The organism is Traorella massiliensis (assembly GCF_900104665.1).
Taxonomy (GTDB): Bacteria; Bacillota_I; Bacilli_A; order Erysipelotrichales; family Erysipelotrichaceae; genus Traorella; species Traorella massiliensis.
Window position 1 is genome coordinate 623,174 of the sequence record NZ_LT629967.1, and the last position, 24,719, is coordinate 647,892.

The 24,719-nt window shown below is 35.4% G+C and carries 22 protein-coding genes, 1 tRNA gene and 1 other RNA gene; 21 read left to right on the forward strand and 3 right to left on the reverse strand.

Annotated elements, in window-relative coordinates; genetic code table 11:
- Nucleotides 1–86: 86 nt before the first annotated feature.
- Together BQ5367_RS04240 and BQ5367_RS04245 are read left to right on the forward strand one after the other, a co-directional pair.
- A complete protein-coding gene (locus BQ5367_RS04240) occupies nucleotides 87–1,511 on the forward strand; it encodes an SWIM zinc finger family protein (RefSeq protein WP_071441294.1) in 1,425 nt (474 codons plus the stop codon).
- Nucleotides 1,501–4,701, forward strand: coding sequence for a DEAD/DEAH box helicase (locus BQ5367_RS04245; protein ID WP_071441295.1), 3,201 nt, complete (start codon nucleotides 1,501–1,503; stop codon nucleotides 4,699–4,701). The genes BQ5367_RS04240 and BQ5367_RS04245 overlap by 11 nt, the downstream gene beginning before the upstream one ends.
- A gap of 63 nt (nucleotides 4,702–4,764) precedes the next feature.
- Here BQ5367_RS04245 and BQ5367_RS04250 read toward each other — a convergent pair whose 3' ends face one another.
- Genes BQ5367_RS04250 through BQ5367_RS04260 form a run of 3 tightly spaced genes read right to left on the reverse strand, consistent with a single transcriptional unit; the run spans nucleotide 4,765 to nucleotide 7,518 of the window.
- A complete protein-coding gene (locus BQ5367_RS04250) occupies nucleotides 4,765–5,472 on the reverse strand; it encodes a hypothetical protein (RefSeq protein ID WP_071441296.1) in 708 nt (235 codons plus the stop codon).
- The gene (locus BQ5367_RS04255) at nucleotides 5,462–7,039 is read right to left on the reverse strand and encodes a DUF1538 domain-containing protein (protein ID WP_235858731.1); all 1,578 of its coding nucleotides are present in this window, start codon (nucleotides 7,037–7,039) and stop codon (nucleotides 5,462–5,464) included. The genes BQ5367_RS04250 and BQ5367_RS04255 overlap by 11 nt, the downstream gene beginning before the upstream one ends.
- Nucleotides 7,040–7,098: 59 nt before the next feature.
- Nucleotides 7,099–7,518, reverse strand: a complete 420-nt coding sequence (locus BQ5367_RS04260; protein WP_071441297.1) for a MarR family winged helix-turn-helix transcriptional regulator — start codon at nucleotides 7,516–7,518, stop codon at nucleotides 7,099–7,101.
- Nucleotides 7,519–7,716: 198 nt separating this feature from the next.
- On the opposite strand from BQ5367_RS04260, the gene secG reads away from it, so the two are divergent.
- From secG to BQ5367_RS04355, 19 genes are all read left to right on the forward strand, one after another.
- Nucleotides 7,717–7,938: a preprotein translocase subunit SecG gene (gene secG / locus BQ5367_RS04265; protein ID WP_071441298.1), complete on the forward strand. Its 222-nt coding sequence runs from the start codon at nucleotides 7,717–7,719 to the stop codon at nucleotides 7,936–7,938.
- A gap of 40 nt (nucleotides 7,939–7,978) precedes the next feature.
- Complete coding sequence (gene rnr, locus BQ5367_RS04270) at nucleotides 7,979–10,066, forward strand: ribonuclease R (RefSeq protein WP_071441299.1); 2,088 nt, start codon at nucleotides 7,979–7,981, stop codon at nucleotides 10,064–10,066.
- Nucleotides 10,067–10,068: 2 nt separating this feature from the next.
- Nucleotides 10,069–11,217 (forward strand): CapA family protein, encoded by a 1,149-nt coding sequence (locus BQ5367_RS04275; RefSeq protein WP_071441300.1) that lies wholly within the window; start codon nucleotides 10,069–10,071, stop codon nucleotides 11,215–11,217.
- 14 nt (nucleotides 11,218–11,231) lie between these two features.
- A complete protein-coding gene (gene smpB, locus BQ5367_RS04280; RefSeq protein ID WP_071441301.1) occupies nucleotides 11,232–11,684 on the forward strand; it encodes an SsrA-binding protein SmpB in 453 nt (150 codons plus the stop codon).
- Between the two features lie 17 nt (nucleotides 11,685–11,701).
- Nucleotides 11,702–12,080: a transfer-messenger RNA gene (gene ssrA / locus BQ5367_RS04285) on the forward strand.
- Nucleotides 12,081–12,409: 329 nt separating this feature from the next.
- A complete protein-coding gene (locus BQ5367_RS04290) occupies nucleotides 12,410–12,964 on the forward strand; it encodes an RNA polymerase sigma factor (RefSeq protein ID WP_071441302.1) in 555 nt (184 codons plus the stop codon).
- Between the two features lie 12 nt (nucleotides 12,965–12,976).
- A complete protein-coding gene (locus tag BQ5367_RS04295) occupies nucleotides 12,977–14,485 on the forward strand; it encodes a PepSY domain-containing protein (RefSeq protein WP_071441303.1) in 1,509 nt (502 codons plus the stop codon).
- Nucleotides 14,486–14,674: 189 nt separating this feature from the next.
- Nucleotides 14,675–16,204: a transposase gene (locus tag BQ5367_RS04300; RefSeq protein WP_083383155.1), complete on the forward strand. Its 1,530-nt coding sequence runs from the start codon at nucleotides 14,675–14,677 to the stop codon at nucleotides 16,202–16,204.
- A gap of 301 nt (nucleotides 16,205–16,505) precedes the next feature.
- Nucleotides 16,506–17,417 (forward strand): patatin-like phospholipase family protein, encoded by a 912-nt coding sequence (locus BQ5367_RS04305; protein WP_071441305.1) that lies wholly within the window; start codon nucleotides 16,506–16,508, stop codon nucleotides 17,415–17,417.
- Nucleotides 17,418–17,468: 51 nt separating this feature from the next.
- On the forward strand, nucleotides 17,469–18,179 hold the full coding sequence (locus tag BQ5367_RS04310) for a metallophosphoesterase (RefSeq protein WP_071441306.1): 711 nt from the start codon (nucleotides 17,469–17,471) through the stop codon (nucleotides 18,177–18,179).
- Between the two features lie 11 nt (nucleotides 18,180–18,190).
- Complete coding sequence (locus BQ5367_RS04315; protein ID WP_071441307.1) at nucleotides 18,191–18,442, forward strand: kinase to dihydroxyacetone kinase; 252 nt, start codon at nucleotides 18,191–18,193, stop codon at nucleotides 18,440–18,442.
- Nucleotides 18,443–18,467: 25 nt separating this feature from the next.
- A tRNA-Ala gene (locus tag BQ5367_RS04320) sits at nucleotides 18,468–18,543 on the forward strand.
- Between the two features lie 146 nt (nucleotides 18,544–18,689).
- Nucleotides 18,690–19,037, forward strand: a complete 348-nt coding sequence (locus tag BQ5367_RS04325; RefSeq protein ID WP_071441308.1) for a molecular chaperone Hsp90 — start codon at nucleotides 18,690–18,692, stop codon at nucleotides 19,035–19,037.
- A gap of 110 nt (nucleotides 19,038–19,147) precedes the next feature.
- On the forward strand, nucleotides 19,148–19,714 hold the full coding sequence (locus tag BQ5367_RS04330; RefSeq protein WP_071441309.1) for an ECF transporter S component: 567 nt from the start codon (nucleotides 19,148–19,150) through the stop codon (nucleotides 19,712–19,714).
- Nucleotides 19,715–19,926: 212 nt separating this feature from the next.
- Nucleotides 19,927–21,369 carry an IS200/IS605 family accessory protein TnpB-related protein gene (locus BQ5367_RS04335; protein ID WP_071440661.1) on the forward strand — a complete coding sequence of 481 codons (1,443 nt, stop codon included), beginning with the start codon at nucleotides 19,927–19,929 and terminating at the stop codon, nucleotides 21,367–21,369.
- Between the two features lie 347 nt (nucleotides 21,370–21,716).
- On the forward strand, nucleotides 21,717–22,238 hold the full coding sequence (locus BQ5367_RS04340) for a cyclophilin-like fold protein (protein WP_071441310.1): 522 nt from the start codon (nucleotides 21,717–21,719) through the stop codon (nucleotides 22,236–22,238).
- Nucleotides 22,239–22,249: 11 nt separating this feature from the next.
- Complete coding sequence (locus BQ5367_RS04345; RefSeq protein WP_071441311.1) at nucleotides 22,250–22,741, forward strand: flavodoxin; 492 nt, start codon at nucleotides 22,250–22,252, stop codon at nucleotides 22,739–22,741.
- 1 nt (nucleotide 22,742) lies between these two features.
- Entirely contained in the window at nucleotides 22,743–23,759 is a 1,017-nt protein-coding gene (locus tag BQ5367_RS04350) for a DUF362 domain-containing protein (protein WP_071441312.1), read from the forward strand.
- 11 nt (nucleotides 23,760–23,770) lie between these two features.
- Nucleotides 23,771–24,670 carry a permease gene (locus BQ5367_RS04355; protein WP_071441313.1) on the forward strand — a complete coding sequence of 300 codons (900 nt, stop codon included), beginning with the start codon at nucleotides 23,771–23,773 and terminating at the stop codon, nucleotides 24,668–24,670.
- Nucleotides 24,671–24,719 lie beyond the last annotated feature (49 nt).

Consider the following 24,719-nt stretch of genomic DNA (forward strand, 5'->3'; position numbering starts at 1 on the left):
CATCAAAAAGTAATGAAATAAATATAAACAGTATTCATAAGAAAAATATGATATAATCTTATTATTAGGTAATAAGTGAGGTATTTATGGAAAGGCCATTCAGTTATACAATTTATCAGCAAGGAAAGAAACTGTATCAGAATATGAAAGTTAGCAGTCTTACAGTGAATGGAAATGCTGTTGAAGGAAAAGTCATGGATCACAAGTTACATAAAGTAAAGCTTGTTTTTGGAACTTCTAAGCAACTAAATGCTAAATACTGTGATTGTACATATGCCAAAGTATATCATGAATGTCCTCATAGCGCTGCTTTGTTTATTCGTTATATGAATGAGGGTACACAAGAGCCAAGAAAAGATACACTTCGCAATTTATACAATGTTTATGTTTCAAGTAAATCCAAGCCTAAACTAAAAGATTATCAGGAATTTGAAACAAAACTTTTGAATCATTTGATTACGTTGTCTAAAGAAGGTTCATGGGAAACGATCAAAGGTTATTGTGAAGAATTGCCACGTATTACTTATCCATCAAATCGTATTCAATTATTAGTACATCAAATGATTCGTTCATTAAATACTTTGATGAAAGATGAAAAACTTCAGAAAAGTATTTTTCAATGGGGAATTGATTCTTTATCATGGAATAAGAATGCTTATTTACAGCCTTATTTCTTAAATTTGATTCGTAAAAAAGATCCTGCAGAAATACAAAGTATCTGTGATGAATTGCTGATGCAGATGCCTGTTATATTAAATGAGGCTCTTTGTTCAAATATTTTAATGATTTTAAAAGAAAATTCTCAATTAAGTTTTAAAGAATTTGCACAGAAATATGCTCAATTCAAAAATTCAGAAGCGATGGTTTATTTAGAAGCTGTGGAAGCATTGGATAACAAAGAGTATGCCGATGCAATGAAAATGATTCGTTCATATCAGAATGCTCATCGAAATATGGCACTTGTGAAAGAAATGAATGCTCTTTATGAAAAAGCATGGATGCAAAGTAATCCTGCCGGTTATGTTTCACAATTTGTGAATAAGCTTAGTTACTGGAATCCTGATTTTAGTGAAATTATACGGGCTAAGGAGCTTCTTAAAGCTGATTGGTCACAAATAAGGGATGATATTTATGATCTTGTTAGAAAAAAGGTAGATGCTTATTCCTTTGAGCAGTTCATACGTCAGCAATATGAATGGGAATATGCTCTTTATATGCTTTATAAAGAACCGACGCTAGATAATTTTGATGCTTATGGAGAACTTATTCAGGAAGCTGATGAAGAATTGTTTGTGGAAGTAGTTTTTGAAGTGGCAGTAAATGCTGCTAATATGGCAAGAAGTACTCATGCTTATGAAATGGTTGCAGATTATTTAAAAGAGTATCTTGTTATTTCAAAAAATCAAGAAAGAGTAGAATATATGATTTATTATTTAAAGAAACTAAATCCAAATAAGCATAAACTGATAGAACTGCTGGATAATGTCATGGGAGAAGAATATGAAGCTTGAAATAGAAAAGTATATAAAAAATAAAACGAGTCTTCTTATTGCTCACCGCTATGAGCGTTATGATAATGTTGTTTTATTAGATATAGATGTTCAAAAGAATCATTTTGATATACATGCCATAGTAAATGTACTAGGTAAAAAATTTGATATTTCTTTCATCTTAGATGAAGAAAAAAAGCTTTTAGAATATAAATGTGAATGTCCTTATTGTGAACAGGAGCCTTGTGCTCATATTGGTGCGGTCATGTTGAAAATCAATCAGTTAGAAATTGAGGATTTTCCTTTTCACTATGAACAAAATTTAGAAAATGAAATATTAGAAGAGAGAAAAAACAGTGCTGATAGAAGAGAATCAGCACATTTGATGGAAATGACTTCTCTGGGAAGAAATATCATTGAATTGCGTAAGAAAGATTATCAAAGTGAATTAGAACGGATTATTACTAAAGAGCGATATGAGATAGAAGCTACTTTAAATGATGAGTTTGGTCGTCATTTAAGTCTTTCATTCAAAGTAGGAAATGAAAAAAAGTATGTTATCAAAAATATCTCTAATTTTTTAGAAATGATACGTCAGCGTGCTTTTCATAGTTATGGCAAGCAGTTAGAAATGACACATCAATTAGAATCATTTAATGAATTTGGTCAGAAACAAATTCATTTTATGGAAGAAATGGAAAGACTTTTGAAAGGTAAAGATTATTATTATGCTTCACAGTTGGGGAGATCTATCAATTTGGAAACGAATAATATTGATGATTTCTTTGATACTTATGAAGAAGAAGGGGGCGCTAATTTTACTTGTCAGATAGAAGAGAAGAAAATTGAGCTTCGCTGGCAGGAAAAAGCTAAATATGATGAGCTTTCTTTGGTAAGCGATCTATCAGAATATGTTTGTGGTAACAGACATATGTATGCGATTGAATATAGTCGTAATCATTATTCGTTTCAGAGGCTGGCGTTAGATGAAAAAGGGCAGGCAATCATGCTGATCAAAGAATTGCTCTTACATCCTATACGCATATTAAAAGAAGAGCGTAATGATTTTTATAAATATGTCTTAAATGATCTTACTGATTATTTTGATATTGCGAATCTTTTTGAACTGCCTAATAGTCAGCTTGAAAAAATCAAGATCTTTGGAGATATTAATGATGAGGGCGATGTCGCAATCAATATTGAATATCTGTATGGTGATCAACACCATACACCAGGGTTTACCAGTGAAAATATTCTTACTTATGAACAGGATCTGGTAGAAAGCTATATCCGTAAATATGCCGCTAGAATAGAAGAGAATACTGCATTGTTTGATAGCAATGATGAAAGAACACTGGATTTTGTTGAAGAAGGTTTTTCTTTCTTACAGAATTATGGGGATGTCTATATCAGTGATGCTTTGAAAAGATTTAATGAGCGTAAGATGTATCGCATTAGTGTGGGAGTGCGTTATGAGAGCGATCTTCTTTCAATTGATATTCAGAGTGAAGATATACCAAAAGAAGAAATTTCATCTATTTTGTCACAATATCGGCGAAAAAAGAAATTTTATCGTTTAAAAAATGGTGAATTGATTCATCTAAATTCTCCGGCAATTGAAGAACTGAGTGAAATCATGGATGATTTCCATTTAGATGCGAAAGATATTGCTGATGGAGAGGTTGTACTGAATCCTTATCGTCTTTTTGCGGTGGAACAAGAAGCCAATGCTTCTAAAAATATCATTTTTGAACGTAGTCAGTCTTTTGAGGATGCTTTGGATAAATTTAGTGTGAAGGCCATGGATGAAATGACGATTCCATCGCAATATGAAAATATCTTGCGTGAATATCAAAAAGAAGGCGTTAAGTGGATGAAACTATTAAATAGTTATCATTTTAATGGTATTCTGGCAGATGATATGGGATTGGGGAAAACATTGCAGGTAATTGCGCTTATCGAGGATCTGGATACAGAGCTTCCTTCGATTGTCGTGGCACCATCTTCTTTAGTGTATAACTGGATGGATGAAGTGGGAAAATTTTCGAAAAAGCTTAAAGCAATATGTATTGTTGGTAATCAGGAAAATCGTCGTCACTTGTTAGAAGAAAAGGCAGATTTGTATATTACTAGTTATGACTATATGCGTCGAGATAGTGAGTTGTATGAAAATCATTCATTTGAATATGTGATCTTGGATGAAGCACAGTATATTAAAAATCAGAAAACGCAGAATGCAATTTCGGTGAAAAAATTGATTGCAAATCATAAATTGGCATTGACAGGTACGCCAATAGAAAATTCTTTAGCTGAATTATGGTCGATCTTTGATTTTTTAATGCCGGGATATTTGTTTAATTATCATTATTTTTTGAATCATTATGAAAATGATATTGTGAGAAATGATGATGAGGAAAAGAAGAAAAAGCTGAAACAGTTAGTAACGCCTTTTATATTACGTAGAAATAAAAAAGAAGTTCTACAAGAGCTTCCAGATAAAATTGAAAAGGTACAGCTGATTGATTTTAGTGAAGATGAGCATAAGCTATATCTGGCACATATGGCAAGTATCAATAAAGAATTGAATGCGATGATGGGGAATGAAAAGGTAGATAAGATTGCTGTTTTAGCGATGCTGACAAAACTGCGTCAGATATGTTGTGAACCACGTTTATTATTTGATAATATCTATCATTCTTCAAGTAAGATGAGAGCTTGTATGGATCTGGTGGTTAATTTAAAGGAAAATTCACAGAAAGTATTGATTTTCTCTTCTTTTACCAGTGTGCTGGATCTGATTGAAAAAGAGTTAAATCTATTAAGTATTACGAGTTATAAGCTGACTGGACAGACAAGCAAAGAAGAGAGAAGAGAGCTGATTCAGAAATTTCAAAATGATGATACTGAAGTCTTCTTGATTTCTTTAAAGGCTGGAGGTACTGGATTGAATTTGACAGCGGCTCAGGCTGTGATTCACTTTGACCCATGGTGGAATATCTCTGCTCAGAATCAGGCAACCGATCGAGCTTATCGTATTGGACAGGAAAAGAATGTCCAAGTATTTAAACTGGTGATGAAAAACAGTATTGAAGAAAAAATCTTAAAGCTTCAGGAGAAGAAGAAAGATCTTGCAGATAGCTTTGTAGAGAATAATGAAGGAAGTCTGGCAAAGATGGATAAGAATGATATCATGGAATTATTTAAAATATAAAATGAATCTGTGTAGTGCTATAAAAAAGAACTGCTGCCATTTAATTGGTGCAGTTCTTTGTTTTTATTCTGTCAGTTCTTCTAAACCGGCAACTTCTTCTACAGGAAGGGCAATGACGATACCTCTAGCAGGTGTTTTCATACCACATTCATGTGAGATAGCGGACATAACAGCCGATTTTTTATTTTGGGGAACGATGATCAGGACCATTTCCTGTTCATCAAGCATTGTAATTCTTAAAAAACGTACAACTTCATCTGAACCAAAGCGTCTTCCTTTTAAGAGGGTTCCACCTTTAGCACCGGCACCTTTAGCGGCATGAATGACATTCTCACTGTAACCATGATTAACAGCGGTCAGGATGACTGAATATTCTATTTTCTCTTTCATGATCGTTTCTCCTTCTTTTATATCTGATTCAGTATATATATTTTGATGATCCAGCAGATGACGAATGCCATCCTGCATACCTGTAACAGGAATTGTCACAGCTACGCCTTTTCCTTTCTTTTGAAAAGCCATGATCTGATTGATCTTAAAAAGAATCTTATATGAAATAAGTTTAGGCATCAGACATACAGTAACAAGACGTTTTGTACCACTAAGGCCCCACATATCCAGTATTTCAGAAGTAGCAGTTCCCTTTCCATAACATTGATAATAAATAGGAATATGCAGGTCACGTAAAGTTTTCTCTAATTTATGCTCATCATCAGCATGGGTAATCATCAGAAGCATACGTTGATGAATTTCTTTTTCTCTATATATCATTTTCATTCTCCTCATCTTCTAATAAAATGATGTCATCAGATACTTCTTCCACAGGAAGAGCTTCTAGCTGTTTTGCTTTTCTCGTATAGATAAAGCCCATGATTTGAATGGCGATCAAAGGCGTCATGGCTACCATGGCAACGACACCAAAAGCATCTTTTACAACATCGCCGCCTGCTGCCAGACAGGCACCCATGGCCATTGGCAGAAGAAACGTTGTTGTCATAGCACCACTGGCAACACCACCTGAGTCAAAGGCGATGCCAACAAATACATTTTCTACGAAGTGACTAAGTATCAGTGCAATAATATAGCCTGGAATAAGAATATAATAAATATTAATTCCGGTTAATACTCTAACCATGGCCAATCCGACAGCAAAAGCAACACCGATGGATAAACATAGATTCATGGAACTTGCTGAAATACTTCCTCCGGTGATTTCTTCTACTTGATTATTTAATACTTGAACAGCAGGTTCAGCTTTAACGATATAATAACCAATGACCATTCCGATTGGAATCAGTATCCATGAGTAATTTGTAGAAGCCAGAGAACTTCCTAACAGATTACCCACAGGGGCAAAACCGACATTTACGCCTGTTAGAAATAAAATTAAACCGATAATTGTATAAATAAAACCTATGCTCATTCGGATGACCTGACGCTTACTATATTTTTTTGCGATGATTTGAAAAAGAATAAAGACAACGATGATCGGTAAAATGCTGATCATGACTTCATGGATATATTGTGGCAAAGCCTGAAGAAATTGAAACATGACATCCTGGGAAGTGATTACAGGAACGATTTCTACTGCATTATAGGTTGCTTCACTGGGGTGATAAATCATTCCTAGAAGCAATACCATCAGGATAGGACCAATGCTGCAGAAGGCAATTAAACCAAAACTGTCACTGACACTTTCTGCATCACTTCTAGAGGCTGATAAACCAACACCGATAGCCATAATAAAGGGTACTGTCATAGGTCCTGTTGTTACACCACCCGAGTCAAAGGCCACTGCTGTAAAAGCATCCGGTGAAAAAAAGGATAATAGAAAGAGAGCAATGTAAAAAATTGTAATGATCTTTTTTAAAGAAACTTTGAATAAGATTCTTAATACAGCGATAACTAGAAAGATTCCCACACCTAAAGCCACTGTCCAGATAAGGACCATGTTGGGAATAGAAGCTACCTGTGCTGCTAACACCTGTAAATCAGGTTCTGAAACAGTAATGATAGCACCGACTAAAAAACTGACAATGATGATCAAATAAATATTTTTACGCTTGATCATCCAGCCACCGATACCTTGTCCTAATATCGTCATTGTTGTTTCAGCACCTAGCTGGAAAAAGCCCATTCCAACTGTTAAAAGCAATGCTCCCATTAAAAATAAAGCAAGCGTACCGATCTCCATAGGAACCAGGATCATACTCATTAAAAGAACGATACATGTAATTGGCAATACACTGAAAAGAGATTCCAGAATTTTTTCTTTTAATTTCTCGTTGATAGAAATGATAATATTCCTCCTTTCGTGCCAGTATAAATCAGTGAGCACAATTTGCTAACAATGTTAGATAATTGTGTAAAATGAAAGGCAATCAATGCCTATAAAAATTACTTTGCTAAACCGTGAATGATCTTCTTTTGGATCCTGATATAGTCTTGAGCATCCTCAGGTCCTAAATATTCCAAAAGCTGAATCACATTTTGAAGAAGTTCGGCTTTTCTTTCTTCGATCAAAGCATTTCCTTTTTCAGTAAGGCAGACAATGACTTGTCGATTGTCCGTTGCATCATCTTTTCGAATCACAAGACCCTTTTCTTCCATATGATTTAACAAGGCAGCAATTCTTGCGGAACTGACAGCCATTTCACGATTCAACTCTTTTGGATGTGCCTGCGAGCCATGGGTAAGCAGATAATTTAAAACAAAATATTCACCTTTAATGAAATTTGAAAGCTTTTGACTGACAGGAACATGAAGAAAATCAATTCGGGTTTTTAAAAGGTCAAGAGCCATTTCCTTATAATCCATATAGATCTCCTTGATTTTACTAACGTTGTTAGTTAAATTATAACGTCATCTTCGCTTTGATGTCAAGCTATAAGCCATTTTCTTTTTGACTTTGAACAGCAAAAAAGTGGATAAAATAATGGATTCATGGATTTTAATAGTTGTAACTTGCATTTGTTTGTGATAGAATAATAAAGCCAAAGAAAGGAGGATTTATAAATGCTGCGAATTGTTTTAATGATTGTATCGGTCGCATTGATAATTCTCTCTTTAATGCAAAGCGGGAAGAACGATGGATTATCAGGAGCTTTTACAGGATCTGAGGGGTTGAACCTTTTTGCCAACGTAAAGGAAAGAGGTCCTGAAAAGATGATTTCTAATCTGACGATGATCGTTGGAATATTGTTCTTCGTTCTTGTAATAATTATGAGATTCCAATAAGACCGCATAAGGTCTTTTTATTTTAGAAGGAGGTGAAGCAATGGACTATAAAAAAATATTGATAGATACCATGATGTCTTCAAAATATAAAGGAAAGACATTGGAAGAATTAAAAGCAATGTTTGATTTAAGCAACGCACAAGAATTTATATCTTTTATGAAAGAATACAATGAGGGAATCGAAGATCTGACTTTCATTGAGATAAAAGATAAGATCTATCTAGCTAGCAGAGAGGGTTATTTTAAAGGTATTCTGAAAGTTCATCCGAAAGGATTTGGCTTTGTGGAAAATGATGAGTTTCACTGCTATGTAGCTGATGTGGGCAAAATGATGAATGGGGATGAAGTATTAGCCCAGTTTATTCATAAAGAAAATGAACAGCCGGAATGTAAGATCGTAAAAGTGTTGCATCACAATATGAAACATTTGGTGGGAACGATTAAGAAAAAAGAAGGTCGATCTTTTAAGTTTCTTCCTGACAGTCCACTTGTTTCACAGCGTATTCGTATTCTTAATTTTCATGATTTTAAGCTTGTCAATGATTCTAAAGTACTTGTACGAATTACAAAGTACGAGCCGTTGGAAGCTGAAATTGAAAAGGTGATTGGTTATAAGTATGATCCGGGAGTTGATATTACTTCACTTCTTTTGGAACATGACGTTGATATTGAATTTAGCGATGAAGTCATGAAAGAAGTAAATCAGATTGAAGATCATATTACAGCCAAAGATAAAAAGGGACGTGAAGATTTAACTGATCAGCTTATTATTACGATTGATGGTGATGATTCTCGTGACTTTGATGATGCGATCAGCATCGATAAGATTGAAAATGGTTATCGTTTAGGAGTACATATCGCAGATGTTTCACATTATGTGAAAGAAAAAAGTGCTTTGGATAAGTCGGCTTATGAAAGAGGAACATCGATTTATGTCTGTGATCGTGTCGTACCGATGTTACCGCAGTTTTTAAGTAATGGAATTTGTTCGTTGAATCCGAATGTTGAAAGATGTACGATTTCTTGTGTCATGGATATTAACATGCAGGGAGAAGTCATGAATTATCGAATCTTTCCATCTTTTATCAAGTCAAAGGAAAGAATGACCTATGCAAATGTGAATAAGATCATTCATCAGGATGTGGAAATGTGTAAAAAATATGCACATCTTCTTGAAATGGTTGATGATATGATGAAGCTGAGTCAGATCATCCGTAAAAGAAGAGAAGGTCTAGGATGCATTGATTTTGATACCAAAGAAGGTAAGATCATATTGGATGCAAAGGGAAGAGCGATAGATGTAAAGCTTCGTGAACGTGGAGAAAGTGAACGTATCATTGAAGATTTTATGATTCAGGCAAATGAAGTAGTGGCTACTCATATGAAATGGTTAGAAATACCTTCGATGTATCGTATTCATGAACAGCCTGATCCTAAAAAGATGAAAGAGTTTGTACATATTGCTCAGCTATCGCATCTTAAATTTAAGGGTAATGTTTTAAACGTAAAGCCAATGCAATGTCAGAAGCTTTTAAAAGAAGCAAAACAAAAAGAAGAATATTCGATTATTTCAACATCACTTTTACGATGTATGGCAAAAGCTAAATATGATGCAAAGTGTCTGGGACATTTTGGATTAGCTTTGAAAGAATATACACATTTTACTTCACCGATTCGTCGTTATCCTGATTTGGTCGTTCATCGGATGTTAAGAAAATATTGTTTTGGAAAGATGCCCGAAGAGAAAGTCATGAAAAAAGATGAAGCATGGGTAGAAAAGGCTGCTTTGCAGTCAAGCATTCAGGAAAGAAAAGCTATTGAATGTGAAAGAGATGTCGATGATATGAAAAAGGCTGAGTATATGGAAAAGCATATCGGTGAAAAGTATGAAGGTATGATCAGTGGAATCACTAAATTTGGCTTTTTTGTAGAACTGGAAAATACAGTAGAAGGTTTGGTGCATATATCATTATTGAATGATGATCATTATGTATATGATGATGCGACACGCTCTTTACTGGGAATGAGAACAAAGAAAAGATATGCGATGGGACAGAAGGTAAAGGTGAAATGCATCGCTGCCAGCCGGTTTAAAAAGCAAGTTGATTTTGAACTGATTAGGGGGTAAAGATGAAAAAGCTATTTGTTTTATTAAGTTTGTTTCTTTTTGTGGGGTGTGCTGAGCAAAAAACGCAAGAGCCATCAGTAGATGCGCCTGTAGAAGAACCTGTTGTTGAGGAAAAGGAAGATAGTGTCGTTTCTTTTATGGCAGTGGGTGATAATCTGATTCATGGGGCCATCTATATAAATGCTTATGCGAAATATGGTTCTTATGAATTTGATGATATTTATTCAGAAATCAAATATTTTGTAGAGTCAAAAGATGTTGCCTATATCAATCAGGAAACGATCTTAGGTGGAACAGAACTAGGGTTATCACATTATCCGATGTTTAATTCTCCTCAAGAAGTTGGTGTAGCAGTAGCAAATGCTGGTTTTGACTGGATTGCCAGTTGTTCCAATCATTCAATGGATAAATTTGAAGATGGTATTATTTCAGATCTGAATTTTTGGGATCAGTATCCTGATATTGTAACAACAGGATTGAATCGTAGTTTTGAGGAACAGCAAACAAATAAATATATTGAAAGAAATGGTGTAAAATTTGGCGTTTTAGGTTATACTTATGGTACCAATGGTATTGAGATACCAGAAGGTAAGGAGTATCTAGTCAATCTTTATTCAAAAGAAAGAATCAAAGAGGATATAGAACGTTTAGAAGGAACTTGTGATTCAATCCTTGTCAGTATGCATTGGGGTGATGAGTATTCAACAACACCAAATGCTGAGCAACAGGAATTGGCACAGTATATGGCTGACTTAGGTGTTGATGTTATTATTGGGGAACATCCTCATGTTATTCAGCCTATGGATTGGATAGAAGGTAAGGATGGTAACCTAACCTTAGTCATCTATAGCTTAGGTAATTTTCTTTCTTCACAGGATGAAGCTTTCAATATGTTAGGAGGCTGTGCATCGTTTGATATTCGTAAAGATGGCAATACAGGTGAAACGACTGTGGAGAATGTAAAGTGGTATCCGGTAGTTAATCACATTTCATATGGTGATTATATGGCAGGAACGAGAGATTATCGAGTATATCTGTTGAAAGATTATACAGATGAATTAGCATCACAGCATCGGTTAGGTATTACCCGTCAGTATTTTATTGACAAAACAGAAGAAGTCATGAATGACAAGTTTGAAATCGTGTATTAAGAAGGTGGTGAGTCATGGCAAAGAAATCAGTGGCTGAAAATCGAAAAGCATATCATGAATATTTTATTGAAGATCGCTTTGAAGCCGGTATTGTTCTAAGGGGAACTGAGATTAAGTCAGTTCGTAAAGGACATGTACAGCTGAAGGATAGCTATGTCAGCTTTGTAAATGGTGAAGCCTTTATCAAAGAAATGCATATTTCACCTTATGAATATGGAAATATCTTTAATCATGATGAAACAAGGGAAAGAAAACTTCTTCTTCATCGAGATGAGATCAGAAAATTAAGTGATAAGGTAAAGCTTAAAGGTTATACCGTAGTACCACTTAGTATGTATCTTCATAACGGATATGCGAAAATGGAGATAGCCTTAGCGAAAGGTAAAGATCTTCATGATAAACGCAATAGCGAAAAAGAAAAAACCGCAAAGCGTGAAATTGAAAAAGCAATGAAAAATTACAGGTGAGCATTCACCTGAAACATGGGGCTGTCATGGTTTCGACAGGGATATGTTTGGTGTAGACTGCAATCGTGTGGCTAACGTAAAAGCTATTAAAAATAAACGGAAACAAATTTGCTAACTTCTTCGGTGGAAACCGTGAAGTTGCTTTCGCTGCTTAATTAACCTAACTACTGGTTCGCAGCCGTCCTCTTATTTTTCTCCTTTAGGAATAAGCAGGGTGTCAGAAATAAAGGATAGATAATGCTTTTGTCTGATGAAGTATTATCGAAGTTTAAATCAGACACATCAGTAAGGAGTTTGTTCATCATTACCTGCTGATTATCAAGTATGAACTAAATTGTAGATGTCTATACGTGGGACTGTTTCTGGACGCGGGTTCGACTCCCGCCAGCTCCACCAAGTAAAAATAAAGCCTATTTTAAGGCTTTTTCTTTATATGTGAGAAGATTTTGAGAAGTTTGGTTGATGAAGTTTACTGATTCATTGCCAACATTTTTATAAAATGCGTATAGATTTTTAATGTTATGTTAATATCACGATGACTTAATTTTTTTAGATATTGTAATGTTTTTCATAAAAACAGGTAAGTAGTTAATGATTCAATCTTAAAGAATGATAGTAAACAGTTCATTTTATTTGAAAAGAAAATAAAAAATGATAAAATAATAAAAAAATGATGCAATAAAAATGAATGCTTATGTAATAATATTATGAAAGGATAAGAAAATATGATTTCATTGAATCAATCAGTCAGCACAGATATAGATGATATTGTTTTAGATCAATATATTAAAGAAATTGCAAATGGGAATAAAAATGCTCTGGCAGATCTTTATGCTATGACTAGTGCTGCTGTTTATGGATTTATTCTTTCTATTTTGAAGAACTCTCATGATGCGGAAGATATCCTGCATGACTGTTATGTCAGCGTTTTCTCAGCAACTCAAAATTATCGTTCAAGCGGGCGCCCGTTGGCATGGATCATGGCGATTGCCAGAAATCTGTGCTTGTTAAAAATGCGAGAGCGTAAAAAAAATGCTGATTATCCTTATGAAAATTGGGAGCATGATATTGCTGACAGAAATGATGTTTCGGCAGAAGATATGATTGTGTTGAAAGATTGTATGAAAAATCTCTCAGATGAAGAACATCAGATTGTTTATCTGCATGCGGTAAGCGGATTTAAACATCGTGAAATTTCACAAATCATGGAACTTCCATTATCAACGGTTCTTTCAAAATACCACCGTGCATTAAAAAAACTAAAAGCATGTTTAGAGTAGGAGAGGGTGAAAATGAATAATCGTGAAGTAGAAAAGAAAATAAAAAAAGCATATTCGCAAATTACTGCTCCGGATATTATCGACTCTATACTCTCTGATTGCGAAACTCAGAAAGGAAATGTGGTCATGATGGAAAAAAAGAATAAAACACCTTTGTTTAAAGGATTAGCACTTGCAGCGATGGTTTTAGTTGTAGCTGCGGGTATATTTGGATTTAGTTATTATGAAATGAATTACAAAGCTGTATCAACGATTGCTTTTGACGTAAATCCAAGCATTGAGATGAAAGTGAATGAACAAGATCGGATATTAGAAGTGATCCCTTTGAATGATGATGCGACAACGGTAATCGGTGATATGGATCTTAAAGGAAGTGATTTGGATGTTGCGGTCAATGCCCTGATTGGATCTATGATTCGTAATGGTTATTTAAGTGATCTGGCAAATTCTATATTGATCAGTGTTGAAAATAATGATCCGGAAAGAGCTGCTCAGCTTCAACAACAATTAAGCGATGAAATTAGTCAGCTGATCAGTACGAATAATTTTGATGGAGCTGTATTAAGTCAAAGCATCACAGATGATCAGGAACTGAGAACTCTTGCGAAGGAATATGGCATTACGATGGGAAAGGCTCAGCTGATCCAGCAGGTTCTTTCAGTAAATTCGCTATATACGTTTGATAACCTTTCTAAATTAACGATTAATGAATTGAATTTATTGATCAATGGTCAAAATGTAAGCAATGTTACTTCAACAGGATCAGCAAGTGATAAGAATTATATAGGTAAAGATAAAGCAAAACAGATAGCTTTAGAACATGCGAATGTTTCAGAATCAGGTGTCAGCTATTGTGATATTCATCTAGATTATGAAATGGGTACGATGGTTTATGAAGTAGAATTCTATGCAAATGGTACAGAATATGATTATGACATCAATGCATTGACAGGTGATGTTCTGCATGTAGAATCTGAACAGAAATCGAGTCCGTCACAAGCAACAGGAGAAACAAATATTCCATCTAATTCATCTTATATTGGCGAAGCAAAAGCTAAACAAATTGTTCTTGAGAATGCCGGTGTTACAGAAAATGATATTTCTAATTATTGGATAGAGATGGACAGAGATGACGGTAATATCATTTATGAAATTGAGTTTTATGCAGGAAGTACAGAATATGATTATGAAATTAATGCTTTAAGCGGTGAAATTATTAAATCCGAAAGAGATCAGGAAAATGATCATTATTATTCATCTGGTTCCTCAAATAATTCATCATCTTCAAGCAATACTTCTCAGTCAACTTCTTCAATCACTGCTGATCAGGCAAAACAAATTGTTTTAAACCATGCATCTCTTTCTGCTGATCAAATAAGCGGCTATGAGGTTGAAAGAGACAGTGAAAATGGGATTGTTGTTTATGAAATTGATTTTAGATCTGGTAATTATGAATATGAATATGAGATCAATGGAACTACCGGAGCTATTATCAAATCAAAAAAGGATATCGATGATTAGTGAAAGATTAAACAAAGGGGCTGTAACGAGAAATGATTGATTTCTCGATTATTAAAAAGTCCTAAATATCAAAAAAAGAACCGTAATATTTGGATAAAATCTCCTCATATTACGGTCTTTTTGGTATAATTGTTTGTGTACCAATACCTAGTTAATTGTAACGCAATTCAGCCATCTTTGCAATTCCCTTTGAGTTTTGTTTATGAAGATTCTATCGCTAAAGATGATATCTCCAGAACAGTGAAAGAAGTCGTAGAAGGAGTGAATATTTTAAAGTATGTCGATTTCTCTCATCGCAACTCTTATGGATATGATGGTATGAAAATGCTTGAATGTGTTTTGCTCGCTTTCGCTTTGAAAGGCTATGCCTCTGTGCGCGAGCTTGAAGATTTATGTAAGTATGATATCCGTTTCCAGTTCATCATGAACGGACAGACACCTTCCCATATGGCTTTTCATCGTTTTATCCACGATGATCTTCTTATGCCTGTTGAGGATCTGTTCGTCGAATTCAATAAATATTTTGAATCTCATGATGATATTGATACGGATGTTTTATATATTGATGGAACAAAATTTGAAGCCAACGCTAATAAAATGACTTTTGTCTGGATGAAGGCAACCAGGAAATTCAGAGAAAAGCGCTGGAAGAAGATCATGAAGAGAATCATATCTTTTAATATCTATTGTAAGAATGAATCTATTCCTGTGCAGCTGTCCGTATTGAAAGAATTCTCTTTTGAATATATTTGTGAAATTACCAAAACGATTGAGAAGATCATGAATCAGAAAAATATAGAACTAAAAAGCGGCAAGGGGCAGCGCAAGCATCCTCTTCAAAGATTCAAAGAAGAATTTGAGGAAGATGCCGAGAAGATTTTAAAATATGCCGTATATTATACGATTGCGGACGGACGAAACAGCTTTTCTAAAACAGATCATGATGCCACATTTATGCATATGAAATATGATTACTACAATCATACCAATGTGTTCAAGCCTGGATATAATGTACAGATGGGAAGCAGTGAAGGATATATCCGCCATATCTATGTATCGAGTGATGCCAATGATGTCAACACATATATTCCTTTTATGGAAGGATATCATATGGCCTACGGGAAATATCCATGCAAGACACCCGCTGACGCTGGATATGGAAGTTTTGAAAATTATTCATACTGTAAGGAACATGAGATCGATCTGTATATGAAGTACAGCACATTAAGAAAACAGCAGGAGGAGCTGAATGATAAGAATCGGTTTAAAAGTTATCGGATGCAGCCTGATGAAAATGGACAGATCCTGTGTCCTGAAGGCAAGGAATTTACTTTAGAAAAAGAAACCATAGATACAGCAGGACAATACAGAAAGAAACTTAAACATTACAGGAATGAACATTGCGCAGATTGTCCATTCCGATCAAAATGCACCAAATCAAAACAGGGACGAACGCTAACGATCAATGAAGAACTCATAGAATATCAGAATGAGGTACTGACTAATCTTTCTAGCGATGAAGGGAAAGAATTGATGAAACAGCGAAGCATACAGGCAGAAGGAATTTTCGGTCAGATCAAGCAGGACAATAATTATGCAAGACTATGCCGTCGAGGCAATCCCGGGGTAAAATTAGAACTTCTACTGGTATCCATGGGCCATAATTTACGCAGATATCATACACGGAAAAAGCAGAATGAGCATAAACTGATGGCTTAAGACGAAAAACAGATCAAAAAAAATACGAAAAAACAACTCTTTGTTTTTAGTGCGCCCAAAAAACCTCTCAAAAATCAAAATAGTCAGGGAAAATAATGAAACTGAACTACAAATACGAAAAAAGAGCTATAACGCTCTCAGTAATCTTAAAAAGTTACTTATTCGTTACAGCCCCTTTGTTTTCTTAAGTGGTAAGAAAAAAATTGAATTGATTTATTAATGAAGTGATTGAAAAAAAATTTATAAAATGAGAAAATATAATTCATGGATGTTAAAATGAAAAGTCAAGGAGGTAGTTGTAATGAAAAATAAAGTTTATACAAAATTAGGACAGCTTCCTTATGGAATGGCTCGTGATAAGATAACAGAAGGCTGTATTGTACTTGAAGGGGGTGCTTTTCGAGGTTTATATACTGCAGGCGTGTTAGATGCTCTGATGCAGGCAGGTATCAATTTTAGGACAACAATTGGCGTTTCTGCCGGATCTATGAATGGTATCAATTATGTAGCTGGACAGATTGGACGAAGTGGCAGAGTCAATTTAAAATATCGTCATGATAGTCGTTATGTTGGCGTAAAAGCCTTAGTTACAAATAAAGGTGTGATTGGTTTTGATTTTTTGTTTGATGCGATCGACAACGAAGAGCCTCTTAATAAAGAACGCTTTTTTAATGATGATAGAAGATTTGTGGCAGTGGCTACAAATTGTTTGAACGGTCAGGCTGACTATCTGGAAAAAGGAAAGTGCAGCGATATATTTCAAGCAGTAAGAGCTTCTTCCAGTCTCCCATATGTGTCTAAAATGGTGGAGATAGATGGAATTCCTTATCTAGACGGTGGATGTAGTGATAAAATTCCATATCAATGGGCCATTGATCAGGGATATGAAAAGATAGTTGTTGTAAGAACTCGAGAAGCTTCTTTTAGAAAACATACTGATATGGAGAAACTTGAATTAGCAGCTCAAAAGTTTTATCATGGTTACCCTGAGTTTGCCCATGCTTTGGGAACAAGTGATTGCCGATATAATGAGCAATGTGATGAAATAGATAGATTAGAAAAGGAAAAAAGAATCTTTGTTATTGCTCCTTCTTTTCCGGTTGAAATTAAAAGACTTGAAAGAAATATGGAAAAATTAGGTGAGCTGTATTGGAAAGGATATGAAGATGGTGGTTCACAGATCATAGCTTTATGGGATTATTTATATAGTTAAAATGCAGTGATTTGTAAAGTTTCATGCTATAATGGTCTTAGAGGAGAAGATATGATATACGTAATGAGCGATTTGCATGGTTGTTATCAGGAATATTTAAAAGCATTGGAAGTAATTGGTTTTAACGAGAATGATCAACTATATGTGCTGGGTGATATAGTAGATAGAGGAAAGGAACCTATTAAGCTTTTGCAAGATATGATGATGCGAAGCAATGTATTTCCAATCATAGGAAATCATGAATATATGGCTTTAACTGTATTGAGAAAGTTTTGTGTTGAAATTACTCAAGAGAATGTAGAAACACATTTAGATGAAGAAGATATGGAGAATTTCTATCATTGGTGTAGTGATGGAGGCAAAGTTACTTTAGAACAGTTTCGCAAGCTTTCCAGTGAAGAACAGTTAGATATTTTAGATTATCTGGAAGAGTTTAGTTTATTGGAAGAAATTAGTGTAAATGGCAGAAACTTTATTTTAGTACATGCTGGATTATATCCTTTTTTACCCGATAAACCTTTAGAAGAGTATCAGTTGGAAGAGGTTATTTTTAAATCTCCTAATTATGATTTGGTATATTTTGCGGATAAATATCTTGTGAGCGGGCATAAACCAACGATATCTATCGATAAGAAAAAAAGAGGCCAAATTATTGAAAAAAATCATCATATAGCTATTGATTGTGGATGTGTTTTTGGAATGAATTTAGGTGTTTATTGTCTTGATACAGGTGAAAAATGGTATATTGAAAAAGAGAAATAAAGGAGAAAAAGATGTTAGAATTTAGATATGATACACAGCTTCTTATTGAAGGTAAGAATTTAAATGAGGATGCAATCAATGATTATTTCACAACTCATTTCAAGGGAGATTGCTTATTGGCGGTAGGTGATGATGAATTGATTAAGATTCATTTTCATACGAATGAGCCATGGGAAGTATTAAAATATTGCTCGACACTTGGAGAGATCTATGATATTGTTATAGAGGATATGGATCGCCAATCCAGAGGACTTAAAGGTTAAAGACATCATCGAAAGATGATGACATGGGGTTTTAGCTCAGTTGGGAGAGCGCTACGCTGGCAGCGTAGAGGTCAGGGGTTCGAGCCCCCTAAGCTCCACCAGATTATCGAAGTGTGCCTGGTTATATTAGGCACTTTTTTAATATATATATATATATCTAAAAGATATTGATACTTGTGAGAATCTATATTTTCAAATTGAGAATGTGAAAGAATTATGTTACTATGAGTTTGTTAGGAGGCAATATATGGAAAAAGAATTATTAAATCAAGTTATCGAAAAAACAAAGAAGCTGATTGAAGCTCCGACATGTTGTGCTGATTTGAAAGAGGCAGCTTCAGCATGGTTGCATGCAGTAGGAACGGTGGACGAAGAAAAGCAGACAGCTCTCTTTCTTCAGAAATTAAAGGAAGATATTATGCCAATTGATCAATTGATTGGTTTTGCTAGTTCAGAAAATGGCAAAAAGTATTTTGGTGAAGAAAAGGCTTTGCAAATCGTTGAACATAGCAATGCTATCAAACAACAGGGTGCAGTTTATTGCGATTGTCCAGCCTGTACTATTGTTGAAGAACTTATAAATCTATTAGGGTAAAATATCATTTTCTATTCAATATATGCATGGCTGATAATGTAAAATAAATATTTTACATGAAAAGAAATCTTCGTTATACTAATAATGTCTAAAATGATTAGGAGGATTTTATGAAAAACAGTGTAAAAAATATTACCTTAACAGCAATGTTTTTAGCTTTAGGGATGATATTGCCTTTTTTTACGGGTCAGATTCCTCAGATTGGTAACATGCTGCTTCCAATGCATTTGCCTGTATTTCTATGTGCTTTGATATGTGGATGGCAATATGGTACAATTATGGCCTTTATTTTGCCATTATTACGTTCTTTAGTATTTGGTATGCCGCCTTTTTATCCTACAGCATTAGCAATGGCGTTTGAATTAGCAACCTATGCATTTGTTACAGGTCATTTATATGAAAAGTCACCTTGGCAGTGCATCAAGGCTTTATATCGCTGTATGATCTGTGCAATGCTGGCTGGACGAGTTGTTTGGGGAATCGTACAAATGATTCTTTTGAGTGTAAATGGAGGTATGCTGACATTTGAGGTATTTATCAGCAGTGCTCTATTAAATTCAATTCCAGGGATCATTATGCAGTTAGTGTTGATACCGGCAGTGATGGTAGCCCTTGATCGTACAAAAGTATTACCATTTAAACACGCTTCAATGCAGACAAAAAATGAATTGCAGTAGTAAAATCCTCAAGATTTAATCTTGAGGATTTTTTTATATATTAGGAAATTTCATTTTTGATTGATAGAAAGATGATGAAAGAAAATAAAAAAAGTTAAGTGTGATTTATGTTATGATAATATATATCATCAACTTGAAATTATAGTATCATTATAGTTATTAATATGATATAATATCTGTACAAAACATCTCATTTCTGTCAAGGAGGCATCATGAAAGTCTTTTCTCTTTCCAACCGTTTCTATTACCGCGAATTCCCTGATCTGAAGAACACCGTTCTTCATGATCTTGATGTCTACAACCGTGTCCTTCATAAGGCCTATAAATGTCTTTACGATCGTGCCTATAAGGGAGCCGCGTTTAAGGACAGCGAGCTTCACCAGCTCCTTAAAAAGCAGTTTCATCTCAATGACTATATCCCTCTGTCTGCTGTCCATGAAGCCAAGGCCCTGCTAAAGGCTAATGCTGCCTTGAATAAAAAACTGATCCGGAAAACAGATAAAAGAATGAATAGGATCAGAATGAAGATCAGAGAAAAGGAAACGGAACTGGAAAAGGTCATCTGTGAAAAGGAAAAGATGATCCGGAAAACGAAACTGCATGGAACTACAGAAAAGGACTATCTGTATGAAGCAACTGTGATCGATCCTAAAATAAAGAATCTGAAGAATCAGATCAAACTATTAAAGTATCGGTTAACAGGAGAAAAGCAGAAAAAGGAAAGATTCATGGAAAAGCCGAAAAGCGTATGCTTCGGAGGAAGGAAGAATCTGAAGCATGATATGGATACCTACCGCTATAACCGCAGAAAAAGGATGCTGATCTGCGGAAGAAGGCAGGGAAAGTACGGCAATAATCTTTTCAAATATCATATCGATGAAGGGATTCTTGTCTACCGGGGAATCAGACAGGAAATAAGGATGCCGGTTGTTTTTCATCAGCACAGGGAGCATATAGAAAGAGCAGTAAGAATGAAGCACAATACTCCCGGGAAGGCCATTGCGTATGAGCTGTATGATCATGGAGAATATTTTATCATCAAAGCAATTGCTGAATATCCTGGCGAGCCGGTATTACCATCCGGCAGAGGAAGTATCGGAATGGATATCAACAGGGATCATATAGCGCTGGCAGAAACCGACAGAAAAGGGAATCTGGTAAAGGCATGGAGGATTCCGTTGAAAGAAAGAGGAACAAGGAACCAGAGGGAATATGAAAGGTATGTGGCAGTGAAACGGATCGTAGAGGAATGTGCGGGCAAGAAAAAGAATCTGATCATGGAAGATTTAGAATTCGAGAGGAAGAAAGAAGAGAGCCTGTACAGGGACAGGAACTATAACCGGATGCTGGGAACATTTGCATATAAGAGGCTGGAGGAGAAGATTGAAAGGAAATGCATGGAAAAAGGAGTATATTTAAGGAAGGTGGATCCAAGGCACACAACGCAGATCGGGAAGCTGAAATATGCGAAGCGGCTAGGGCTAAGCATCCACCACAGTGCAGCGTATGTGATTGCAAGGAGGGGAGAAGGGTACCGGGAAAGGATACCGAACGAATATCATGAATACAGGGAATGGAAAGAAGTGATCAGGGATCTGGGGAAAGCGACATTGGAGGAATGTCAGAGAACTCCCTATTTATGCCTGTTCAGATAGAAAAGAAGCAGGACCCGGCAGTCATGCGATTCACTGGAAGATGGAAGCATGGCAAAGGGATGGAATCCTGCCAGAAAAAAATAATAAGCTGACACTGGAACATTTCGCCAATGCCTTACGCTTCAGAGAGGAGCAAAAGAAGGAGATGTGAAGGTGCCGGTGGAACCACGCCGCTAGAAAGGCAGGTGGGTATGCAGATAGGGAGTTGCTTATTTGCATATGATTTTGGTTACAAAATCATTTTCTTGGAAATAAGTATGCATAAAATGTATGGCAATGAATTAAATATAGGTATTAGACATTAGAAAAAATACTTTTTATAATACTAATAAACAGGAGGTACTCTTATGAAAAAAATATTTTCTTTCTTATTACCATTTATGGCTTTTTCACTTGGTGCCTGTACTTCAAATATTCAACATGAAGAAACTTCTTCGCCTTTAACTGAAATTGAAACAAATGAAGAAGCTACAAACGAAACGGAGGATACACAGGAAATGGAAGTTATACAGGAAAATAATGTACGTCAAATTTCTGTACAATTTGGTGATCATGTAATTATTTATGAGCTTAATGAGAGTCTAGCGGCTGATTCTCTTTATGAACAGTTACCACTAACTGTTGAATCAGAAGATTTCAGTACAAATGAAAAAATCTTCTATCCATTGCAGGAATTGAATACTGACGAAGCCATTCTTGCAGAAGGCGGTTCAGGTGTTTTAGCCTATTATGCGCCATGGAGGGATGTTGTTATGTTCTATGGTGACTTTAATACAAATTCATCGTTATATGAATTGGGACATATTGTTTCAGGTGAAGAACTTATTCAAGAGATATCTGGAACGATTACGATCAATGCTGTTGAATAAAGGGGGATTTTATGGATAAAAAATTAGTGGCTTATTTTTCTGCTACTGGTACAACAAAAAGAGTTGCGCAAAAGCTTGCTGATGTGACAACGGCAGATCTTTATGAAATCTGTCCCCAAAATTCTTATAGCAGTAATGATTTAAATTGGATGGATAAGAAAAGCAGAAGTACGATCGAGATGAAAGATCCTTCAGCACGTCCTGAACTTGCCAGTCGAGAATTAGAACTAGAAGTTTATTCTACAATTTATTTAGGTTTTCCTATTTGGTGGTATATCGCTCCTGCAATAATTCGTACTTTTTTAGAAAGTCATGATTTTAGTGGAAAAACAATTATCTTGTTTGCTACTTCTGGTGGAAGTGGTCTGGGAAATACTGTAAAGGATCTTTCGATCATGGTCAAGGATGCAGTATTCATTGAAGGAGGACTTCTTAATGGCGATCCTAGTACAGATCAGTTAGTACAGTGGGTGGAACAGATAAAAATAAATTTAGGAGAGTAGTATGAAAAAATTATGCTATTTAAGTTGGATATTAGTTATATCATTGTTTATTTTAGCTGGATGTTCATCTGAAAAAAGCGAAGCTGAAGAAAATATACTACCACAAAAAGAAGTTGTGGAAGAAGAAATTGAAGAACCTGAAGATAACGTTCAAGGGGAAACAAGTGTTGTCTATATGAGTGAAAATATTAGTTCTGATAGCTTGATTGCAATTTTTGATGCTCTTGGTGCCCAGATTGAAGGTAATGTGGCGGTTAAGTTATCCACAGGAGAACCGGGGAGCAATTATTTACGGACAGATCTTATTGGTGATTTAGTACAATCTTTTGATCATCCGACTATCGTAGAATGTAATACAGCTTATGGAGGACAAAGAGCAAGTACTGCTATGCACTATCAGGTTGCGGAAGATCATGGTTATACTGCCATTGCGGATGTAGATATCATGGATGAAGAAGGTTCTATGACTTTGCCGGTAAGTGGTGGTACACATTTAAGTGAAAATTATGTGGGTTCACATTTTGCCAATTATGATTATTATGTCGTGTTATCCCATTTTAAAGGACATGCAATGGCAGGATATGGCGGTGCAATTAAAAATATATCAATTGGTATTGCATCTTCTGAAGGTAAAGCTCATATCCATAGCGGTGGAACAGGTGGCAGCATGTGGAGTGGTGATCAGGATGCTTTCTTAGAATCGATGGCCGAGGCTGGCAAGTCAGTCGCCGATTATTTAGATGGAAATATTTTATATATCAATGTTATGAATCGTCTTTCAGTAGATTGTGATTGTGATTCAAGCCCAGCTGAACCTGATATGCATGATATTGGTATTCTTGCATCTTTTGATCCAGTAGCTTTGGACCAGGCATGTATTGATCTTGTATATTCCGCAGAAGATGGGGCTTCTTTAATTCAGCGTATCGAATCAAGAAATGGTTTGCTTACCTTGGAACATGCGCAAGAAATCGGACTGGGAAGCAGAACCTATCAATTAGTCAATATTGATGAGTAACAAAGAGATGAATGGAAATTCTACGTCGGGAGTTCATTTATATCTGGTATTATTTTAGTATTCAGTTCGAACAGATATTTGTTTACTGGATTATTGGTATGATGATCGGTTCAGCAGTTTCGGTATTTGCGAAGGATCATCTTCATCATGCGCTCATATATTTACAGAAGAAACGGATTGGTATCTTAGGTATATTTGCTGCCTCTTTTCTAGGAGCTGCTTCACCTTTATGCATGTATGGGACCATTCCGATTGCTGCTTCTTTTTCAAAAGGAGGAATGCGGGATGACTGGCTGGCCTCCTTTATGATGGCTTCAATTCTTTTAAATCCTCAGCTGATCATTTATAGTGCCGCCTTGGGAAAAGAGGTCTTGATCGTACGTATTATATCTTGTTTGTTGTGTGGTATTACGGCAGGTCTGCTGATTCATTTCTTATACAAAGATCAATCTTTTTTCAATTTTAGCAGTTTTGAAAAGCCTATAAATAAAGATACAGACAGCAATATGTTTGTACGTTATTTAAAAAATGTAGGACGTAATATTCAAGCCACAGGTCCATATTTCTTTTTGGGTATATTACTTTCAGCACTTTTCCAGCGTTATGTACCTGCAGAAATGATGACGATGCTTTTTGGCGGGAATGAAGCCTTAGGTGTCTTGATGGCAGCTACGATAGGTGTTCCATTGTATGCCTGTGGTGGTGGAACCATTCCTCTGCTTCAACAGTGGCTATGGGAAGGAATGAGCATCGGTAGTGCTGCTTCTTTTATGCTTACAGGACCTTCTACGAAGATCACCAATCTAGGAGCATTGAAAATCGTCTTGGGCGTGCGTCATTTTTGTTTATATCTTGGTTATGTTATCATATTTTCTTTTTTGACAGGGATATTTATTAATTTTATCTTATGAGGCAGTTAAGAACTGCTTTTTTTAAGGAGGCTATTTTTTTCTTGTGATT

Excerpts from the sequence above, each read along its gene's own strand:
- BQ5367_RS04240 (WP_071441294.1), top strand. The coding sequence starts at position 87 with ATGGAAAGGCCATTCAGTTATACAATTTATCAGCAAGGAAAGAAACTG.
- BQ5367_RS04245 (WP_071441295.1), top strand. The coding sequence starts at position 1,501 with ATGAAGCTTGAAATAGAAAAGTATATAAAAAATAAAACGAGTCTTCTT.
- BQ5367_RS04250 (WP_071441296.1), bottom strand. The coding sequence starts at position 5,472 with ATGATATATAGAGAAAAAGAAATTCATCAACGTATGCTTCTGATGATT.
- BQ5367_RS04260 (WP_071441297.1), bottom strand. The coding sequence starts at position 7,518 with ATGGATTATAAGGAAATGGCTCTTGACCTTTTAAAAACCCGAATTGAT.
- secG (WP_071441298.1), top strand. The coding sequence starts at position 7,717 with ATGCTGCGAATTGTTTTAATGATTGTATCGGTCGCATTGATAATTCTC.
- rnr (WP_071441299.1), top strand. The coding sequence starts at position 7,979 with ATGGACTATAAAAAAATATTGATAGATACCATGATGTCTTCAAAATAT.
- BQ5367_RS04275 (WP_071441300.1), top strand. The coding sequence starts at position 10,069 with ATGAAAAAGCTATTTGTTTTATTAAGTTTGTTTCTTTTTGTGGGGTGT.
- smpB (WP_071441301.1), top strand. The coding sequence starts at position 11,232 with ATGGCAAAGAAATCAGTGGCTGAAAATCGAAAAGCATATCATGAATAT.
- BQ5367_RS04290 (WP_071441302.1), top strand. The coding sequence starts at position 12,410 with ATGATTTCATTGAATCAATCAGTCAGCACAGATATAGATGATATTGTT.
- BQ5367_RS04295 (WP_071441303.1), top strand. The coding sequence starts at position 12,977 with ATGAATAATCGTGAAGTAGAAAAGAAAATAAAAAAAGCATATTCGCAA.
- BQ5367_RS04305 (WP_071441305.1), top strand. The coding sequence starts at position 16,506 with ATGAAAAATAAAGTTTATACAAAATTAGGACAGCTTCCTTATGGAATG.
- BQ5367_RS04310 (WP_071441306.1), top strand. The coding sequence starts at position 17,469 with ATGATATACGTAATGAGCGATTTGCATGGTTGTTATCAGGAATATTTA.
- BQ5367_RS04315 (WP_071441307.1), top strand. The coding sequence starts at position 18,191 with ATGTTAGAATTTAGATATGATACACAGCTTCTTATTGAAGGTAAGAAT.
- BQ5367_RS04325 (WP_071441308.1), top strand. The coding sequence starts at position 18,690 with ATGGAAAAAGAATTATTAAATCAAGTTATCGAAAAAACAAAGAAGCTG.
- BQ5367_RS04330 (WP_071441309.1), top strand. The coding sequence starts at position 19,148 with ATGAAAAACAGTGTAAAAAATATTACCTTAACAGCAATGTTTTTAGCT.
- BQ5367_RS04335 (WP_071440661.1), top strand. The coding sequence starts at position 19,927 with ATGAAAGTCTTTTCTCTTTCCAACCGTTTCTATTACCGCGAATTCCCT.
- BQ5367_RS04340 (WP_071441310.1), top strand. The coding sequence starts at position 21,717 with ATGAAAAAAATATTTTCTTTCTTATTACCATTTATGGCTTTTTCACTT.
- BQ5367_RS04345 (WP_071441311.1), top strand. The coding sequence starts at position 22,250 with ATGGATAAAAAATTAGTGGCTTATTTTTCTGCTACTGGTACAACAAAA.
- BQ5367_RS04350 (WP_071441312.1), top strand. The coding sequence starts at position 22,743 with ATGAAAAAATTATGCTATTTAAGTTGGATATTAGTTATATCATTGTTT.
- BQ5367_RS04355 (WP_071441313.1), top strand. The coding sequence starts at position 23,771 with ATGGAAATTCTACGTCGGGAGTTCATTTATATCTGGTATTATTTTAGT.